This is a genomic window from Lentzea aerocolonigenes (genome assembly GCF_000955955.1).
Lineage (GTDB): Bacteria > Actinomycetota > Actinomycetes > Mycobacteriales > Pseudonocardiaceae > Lentzea > Lentzea aerocolonigenes_A.
The window spans coordinates 1-6,996 of the sequence record NZ_JYJG01000576.1 but is presented as its reverse complement, the minus strand read 5'-3'; the positions used below and the strand labels follow the sequence as shown (position 1 = coordinate 6,996).

General features: G+C 68.2%; 7 protein-coding genes. 2 read left to right on the top strand and 5 right to left on the bottom strand.

What is annotated here, in order from left to right; genetic code table 11:
- Positions 1–97: 97 nt before the first annotated feature.
- From UK23_RS47340 to UK23_RS47330, 3 genes are all read right to left on the bottom strand, one after another.
- Entirely contained in the window at positions 98–1,138 is a 1,041-nt protein-coding gene (locus tag UK23_RS47340; protein WP_045318429.1) for a right-handed parallel beta-helix repeat-containing protein, read from the bottom strand.
- A gap of 33 nt (positions 1,139–1,171) precedes the next feature.
- Complete coding sequence (locus tag UK23_RS47335) at positions 1,172–2,374, bottom strand: glycosyl hydrolase family 8 (RefSeq protein ID WP_045318428.1); 1,203 nt, start codon at positions 2,372–2,374, stop codon at positions 1,172–1,174.
- Positions 2,375–2,470: 96 nt separating this feature from the next.
- A complete protein-coding gene (locus UK23_RS47330; RefSeq protein WP_196778196.1) occupies positions 2,471–3,343 on the bottom strand; it encodes a sigma-70 family RNA polymerase sigma factor in 873 nt (290 codons plus the stop codon).
- A gap of 107 nt (positions 3,344–3,450) precedes the next feature.
- On the opposite strand from UK23_RS47330, the gene UK23_RS47325 reads away from it, so the two are divergent.
- The gene (locus tag UK23_RS47325) at positions 3,451–4,452 is read left to right on the top strand and encodes a ferritin-like domain-containing protein (RefSeq protein ID WP_231115010.1); all 1,002 of its coding nucleotides are present in this window, start codon (positions 3,451–3,453) and stop codon (positions 4,450–4,452) included.
- Here the strand turns inward: UK23_RS47325 and UK23_RS47320 are convergent.
- Complete coding sequence (locus tag UK23_RS47320; protein WP_330770661.1) at positions 4,449–5,858, bottom strand: MFS transporter; 1,410 nt, start codon at positions 5,856–5,858, stop codon at positions 4,449–4,451. The two genes, UK23_RS47325 and UK23_RS47320, sit on opposite strands and share 4 nt — an antisense overlap.
- Before the next feature lie 53 nt (positions 5,859–5,911).
- On the opposite strand from UK23_RS47320, the gene UK23_RS47315 reads away from it, so the two are divergent.
- On the top strand, positions 5,912–6,613 hold the full coding sequence (locus tag UK23_RS47315) for a TetR/AcrR family transcriptional regulator (protein ID WP_045318426.1): 702 nt from the start codon (positions 5,912–5,914) through the stop codon (positions 6,611–6,613).
- Here the strand turns inward: UK23_RS47315 and UK23_RS47310 are convergent.
- Positions 6,614–6,996, bottom strand: a 383-nt coding sequence (locus UK23_RS47310; RefSeq protein WP_330770660.1) for a cupin domain-containing protein, incomplete at its 5' end; no start/stop codon positions are given. It abuts the gene before it with no gap.

Sequence of the window (6,996 nt, the reverse complement as noted above, 5' to 3'; positions counted from 1 at the left end):
GGCGATTTGATCAAGAGTTGGTGGTACTTGCAGACGCCGGACGCAGCAGGGACGGCCGGTCGGTCCCCACAGGCACGCGAGGACCGACCGGTGTCACCTAAGGCGTGACCTTCGCGTTGGTCAGCCCCTTCTTCGCGCCCGTCACCGTGTTGGACGCGTGTACGACGTTGGGCTTGCTCGTGCACTGCGACAACGTCGTGATCTTGATCGCGTACTCGCCGGACCCGCCGACATCGGACTTGTTGTTCTTCCAGGTGTTGCCGCACCCGCTCGCGCTGCCGGTGATCTGGTGCGTCTCGTACCCGTTGGCCAGCGTGCCGGGTTTGCGGAACGTGCCGGTGTTGCCGTCGAACAGGTATCCGGAGCCCTTCACGTCCACCCACGAGTCGGCGGAGTGCTCACCCGAGATCCCGGCGCCGTTGAAGGTGTTGCCGCGGATCACGCCGCCGGCCGTGCCCTCCTTGATGTCGATGTGCTCAGCGGTGACGTTCGGGCCGATGGTGTTGTTCAGCACCTGGACGCGGTCGGACTTGTCGATGCCGCCGCTGTTGCCGTGACACTCCCAGTTGGACTCGGCCGATCCGATGTAGACACCTTCGCCGTACCCGGTCTGCACCAGGCCGGTGTCGGTGACCTTGGAGTTGCGGATGATGCTGTCGGCAGAGGACTTCCGGAAGTGCACGCCCTCCTCGTCGACGTGATGCACCGTCACGCGATCGATCACCGTGTGGTGCGAGTTGTCCGCGACGATGCCCTTCTTGGACTGCGCGACCGTGAACCCGGTGAGGTTCCAGTAGGGCGCGTTGACGAGCCAGAGCCCGTACCCGGAGTCGAATCCCGGTGCGGGCGCTGGGCAGTCAGGCGGGTCACCGGCCGGGCCGTCGTTGATCAGCACCGCGCTCGCAGGGCCGGTCAGCGTGATCGGCTTGGCGGACGTGCCGGCCTTCTGCGTCAGGAACGCACCGTGGTACGTGCCCGCCGCCAGCGAGATCGTCTGGCCGGGAACAGCGGCCGCGAGGGCCGCCTTCAGCTGTGCCGCGGTCGACACGGTGACGGTGTCGGCGGCGAACGCCGTGGGCGTCCACTGCGTCGCCAGCGCGACAGCAGCGGCGAACGCCCAGTACTTGTTGCTGGACAAGGAAACCTCCGAGGCTGGGTAGAGGGACGGAGGTCAGGGAGCGACGAAGTTGCCCGACAGGATGATCAGCACCTGCAGCGTGATCCCCGTGCCGTAGTAGTCGGTCTTGTCCGGGCTGAACTTGGTGATCTGCGTGAACAGCTTGTCCAGCCACGCCTGGCTGCCGGGGTCGGTCATCGCGGCCACGGCGAACGGCGCGGTGAAGCACGGGTGCTCGCCGGACTCGGTCGCGGAGCCGCTCAGCTTGTAGCCGGAACCGATCTTGGCCGGGTCACCGCCGGTCTTGGTCTGGATCCACGAGTTCATCTTGCGGACCTGGGCCTTCGCGGCGCTGCCGTCCGCGGTGATCGCGTCCGCGCCGAGCCGCCACGGGTCGCGGCACGCGTTCCAGCTGTAGGCGCCGTCGTACTGGCCCTCCAGGAAGTTCGCGGGCGCGGGCTTCGGGGTGCTGTTGGTGTTCACCACGAAGTCGGGCAGTAGACCGGTCGAGCTCGCGTACTGCGACTGCAGCTTGGTGATCGCGTTCTCGTGCGTGGTGCGGATGGTCGTCCAGGTCGAGTCGCCGGTCGCCTTGGCGAACGCCCGGAAGTGGCCCGGCATCCAGTCCGACGACCGCGAGCTGTTCTTGTACTCGGCGTCGTTGCCCCAGTCGCCCAGCAGCATGTAGTGGGAGCTGGAGTTGACCTCGGATTTCTTGATCGCGTTGATGACCCGCTTGGCCTCCGCCAGGTAGTTCACCGAACCCGACGAGCCCCACACCTTGTCCGCGATCAGCAGGCCGTACGCGATCTCCAGGTCGCCGTCGGTCGCGGAGTCGCTGCCGTTGACGCTCTTGCAGTTCGCGTCCTGCTCGGCCGCGTGCAGGTCCTTGTTGTTGACCGACGGGTGCGCCTTCACGAACTTCAGGATGCCGTCGAAGATCGCCCGCGCCTGGGTGTCCTTGCTCCCCATCATCGCCGCGATCGTCATGCCGTAGCCCTCGCCCTCGGCGACGTAGGCGTGGTCGGCGTCCTTCGAAAGCACGGCATAAGTACCGGAACCGCATTTGGTGCTCAGGAAGTTGGTCTTCCAGAAGTTCCAGTACTTCATCAGCGCCGCGTCCTGCGTGGCCTGGTCCGCGGACGGGCGAAGCGTGCCGGGGACGTAGGGGGTCGCGGCCGGTGCCGCGGCCGCCGTGGAGATCAGACTGGTGGCGGTGACAGCCGCCAAAGCCAGTGCGTGCAGGGTTTTGCGCATGAGCCCCTCACTCCGTGAGACCGGATCTCGTTGCAGGGCGGCGATTTCCGTGAGAGTCGCATACGTCTAGACCTCTGGTCAATATGATAGGAAACTTTACATACTTAATGTGAAATGTCTGTTCTGGAGAATCTTGTCCGTATTCATCATCCACATCAGCTGGTCGATGCCGTCATCTGACGCGACCATGTTGATAACGCAGAACGGGACGCCGCCGCGCGTGACGACGGCGGCGAGCCGGCCGTTCACCGGCGTGATCGTGGCTTCGGCGCCGGCCCAGAACACCGGCGAGGCCGTCTGGACGACCTTCGCCACCGCGGACCTGCCGAGGAGACGGACCTTCGACGCGCCGCGAACCTTGCCGTTGCTGTCCGCGTAGCTCACGACGTCCTCGGCGAGCAGTTCCTCCAGCGCGGCGAGATCCCCGTTCTTCGCGGCGGCGATGAACGCCGTGAGCAACCGGCGTTGTTCCTCGGTGCTGACCGTCGTGGTGCGCTCCTGAGCGAGGTGTTTGCGCGCCCGGCTGACCAGCTGCCTGGCCGCGGCCTCGCTGGTCTGGACGATCTCGGCGATCTGCGGGTACGGGTAGTCGAACGCCTCGCGCAGCACGTACGCGGCCCGCTCGGTCGGCGTGAGCTTCTCCAGCAGCACCAGCACGGCGACTTCCAGCGCCGCATCCCGTTCGGCGCCGAGCTGCGGGTCCGCGGAGGTGTCGACGGGTTCGGGCAGCCACGGGCCGATGTAGGTCTCGTGGCGGGCCCGCGCGGTCTTGCCTGCGTTGATCGCCAGCCGGGTGGTGATCGTCGCCAGGAACGCGGCCGGGTTGCGCACCTCGGCGTGGTCGTAGTCCTGCCAGCGCAGCCAGACCTCCTGCAGCAGGTCGTCGGCGTCGAGCGCGCTGCCGAGCATCCGGTACGCGATGCCGAACAGACGCGGACGGGCAGCCGAGAACAACTCCAGAGCGGTCACCCACTTACGACAAGGCAGCCCTGCGAGTTGTGACACGCGGCTGTCACAACTCGGAACGCTGCCTTGTCTTGGTTGTCGACACCGACACCACCGAGATGGGATCCACAATGGACACGCTCGAGGACCTCCGCCGCCACCTGCAATGGGCGATCGAGCTCGAACACGCGACCATTCCGCCGTACCTGTGCGCGCTGTACTCGCTCGACCCCGGCCGCAACGCCGAAGCCGCCCAGGTCGTCGGCGGCGTGTTCGCGGAGGAGATGCTGCACCTCGCGCTGGCGGCGAACCTGCTGAACGCCGTGGGCGGCGAGCCGAAGCTCGACACCCCGGAACTCCTGCCGCCGTACCCGCATCCGTTGCCGCACGGCGACAAGTCCGTGCACGTGCACCTCGCCCCGTTCGGCCCGGACGCGTTGGAACTGTTCCTGCGCATCGAGCAGCCCGCGTCGGCGGACGCCCCGGCCGAGGCGGACGGGTACGAGACGATCGGGCAGTTCTACGCGGCGATCGCGGCGGGCATTCGCGCGTTGTGCGAGAAGCTCGGCGAGGAGCAGGTCTTCTGCGGCGACCCTGAGCGGCAGATCGGGGAGTTCCACCTGCGCACCGCCGGCGGCTCGGTGCTGCCGGTGCACGACCTGAAGTCCGCCCTGGCCGCGTTGGGCGAGATCGTGGAACAGGGTGAGGGAGCCGCGCGCACCGACGTGTGGGACGGCGATCGTGACGTCTTCCACCCCGACCGCGAGGAAGTGGCGCACTACTACCGGTTCCAGGAGCTCAAGCACGGCCGCCGCTACCGGAGCGGTGACACGCCGCAGTCCGGGCCGACCGGGGAACCGATCGTCGTGGACTACGACGGCGTGCTGCCGATGCGGCCGAATCCCCGCATGGCGGACTACCCGGAAGGCGGTGAGATCCGCGTCGCGCAGGAGCAGTTCAACAACGCCTACTGCCTGCTGCTCTACCAACTCGAAGAGGTCTTCAACGGCAACCCGGCTCAGCTCGGTGCCACCGTCGGCACGATGTACCAGTTGAAGGGGCTGGCGCAGGGACTCATGAAGGCGGGCGCGGGTCCGACGTTCGAGTACGTGCCGGTGGACCAGCGCTCCTAGGCGCGACGCATCCGGAGGTAGGCCCAGCCGACGAGCGCGGCCGCCACGGCGGTGAGCAGCAGACTGCCCGTGGTGACCGCGTTCTCGAACTGCACGGTCTGGACGGTGGTCCAGTCCGGCTGGGCGATGGTGCCGGTGAACATCAGGGCGAGGACGGTGCCGCTGACGGCGACACCTGCGGCCGACGTGACCTGCGAGGCGGTGTCGACGAGCGCGGCACCGATCGAGGTCCTGTTCTCCGGCAGGCCTTTCAGCACGTTCACGCCCGCGACGGCACCGACCACGCGGATGCCGGCGGCGACCAGGACGAGGGCGGTCGCGACGGGCACGTACCCGAGACGGCCGAACAGCGCGTAGACGGCCAGCCCGGCGACGGTGACCGCGCCGCCGAGCCACGCGGCCCGGTCGAGTCCGGCCCAGCGCACGAACCGGTTGACGAACGGGCCACTCGCGATCAGCACGACGACCTGCGGCAGCATGCCCGCGGCGGCCAGCGCGGGCGACCACTGCCAGTCGAGCTGCAGCTGGAGCGTGACGAGGTAGGTGAGACCGGCCGCGGCCAGCCCGGTCGCGGCCTTGTACGCGAGACCACTGGCGACCAACGGGCGGGCGACGAGCTTCAGGTCGAGCAACGGGTGGCTCGCCGAGCGCGCGCGTACGACGTAGAGGAACGCCATCGCGATCGTCAATGCCACGGCGGTCCACGTCATCCACGACCCGGCGCCCTGCTCGACGAACAACGTCGGCACGATGAGCGCGAGCACGATGGCCGCGGTGCCGAGCACGCCGCCGAGCACGTCCGCGGGGTCGCGGTGGAACTCGGTGTCGGCGCCGATGCCACGGCTGATGCCGGCGAACGCGAACACCGAGATCGGCACGTTGATCAGCAGCAACGCCTGCCACGGCGCGACGGTGAGCACGAAGCCGCCGAGCGGTGGGCCGACCGCGAGGCCGACCAGGCCCACGGTGGAGATGAACGTCATCGCCCGCACGCGCAGGTCGTCGTCCTGGAACAGCCGGAACGCGAGCGCGATCGAGCCCGGCGTGGTCATCGCCGCCGCGACGCCCATGAGTGACCGCACCGCGATCAGCTCGGCGACGGACGTGACGAACACGGTCGCCAGGCTCGCGATGCCGAGCAGCACCAGGCCGGCGAGCATCACGCGACGACGCCCGAACCGGTCCGCGACCGCGCCGAACACCAGCATCAGGCCGCCGAACACGACGGCGTAGGAGTTCGAGACCCACTGCAACGCGGTCGTCGAGGCGTTCAGGTCGCGGCCGATCGTGGGCAGCGCGACGTTGAGGATCGAGTTGTCGAGCATCTCGAACAGGAACACCGCGGACAGCCCGGCGAGGGCGATCCACGCTTCCCGCAGCGACCGCGGGGAGGTTTGAGTTGACACGAACACCGTTCTACGGACGAACACTGTTCGTGTCAACTGGTAGGGTAGGTGACATGAAGCGGAAGAGCTCGTCGCGGGAAGAGTGGGCGGCCCAGATCGCGGCGCTGGACGCACCTGTGGTGCGCAAGGAGCCGATCACGGTCGACCGCATCGTCACGACGGCGCTCGCCCTGGTCGAGACCGAGGGGTTCGCCGCGCTGACCATGCGCCGCGTCGCCGCCGCGCTCGGCACCGGCCCGGCCTCGCTCTACGCCCACGTGCGCAACAAGGCCGCGCTCGACGACCTGCTGATCGGCACCCTGAGCCGGAACGTGTCGGTGCCCACGCCGCACGCCGCCCGCTGGCGCGCGCAGTTCGTCGAGGTCTGCGGCCAGCTGCGCGACCAGTTCCTGCGGTATCCGGGCATCGCGCAGGCAGCCCTCGCGGCGGCCCCGGCCAACCTGGACACGCTGCGGATCACCGAGGGCCTGCTCGGGATCCTGCTCGCCGGTGGCGTGGCGCCGAAGCCGGCGGCGTGGGCGATCGACGCCGCACTGCTCTACGTCAGCGCCTACACGGTCGAGGCGTCACTGCGCCGTCACCCGGACCGCGCGGAGGACAGCCGCGTGGTCGACCGCGACGAGATCCTGGCGCGGCTGCGAATGCTGCCGGTGAGCCGGTTCCCGCACACGGTCGAGCACGCGGACAAGCTGAACTCTGGCGAGGGGCACGAGCGGTTCGAGTTCACGTTGCAACTGCTGCTGAACGGGTTGTGATCACTTCCGCTTGGCGTAGTCGGACTCGCCCTGCCAGTCGACCAGCACGCAGGGTTCGTCGCCGATCACCCACGCGTCGTGGCCGGGCTCGGCCGTCATGAAGTCGCCGGGCCCGATCTCTTCCTGCTGACCGTCGTCCATCACGATCTGCATCCGGCCGGAGACGCAGTAACCCTTGTGCGCCACCATGCAGCTGTCGGTCTGCGCGATCGGCTTGACGTGTTCCGACCAGCGCCAGCCCGGCTGGAAGACGCCACGGCCGACCGGGCCCGAGTCGAGGTTGAGCAGCTCCATCTGACCCATGCCCTGTTCGAAGGGACGGGTCTCCTCGGGCTTGTCGAAGCTTTTGACGAGCAGACCGGACATGGTCCACCTCCTCAGGA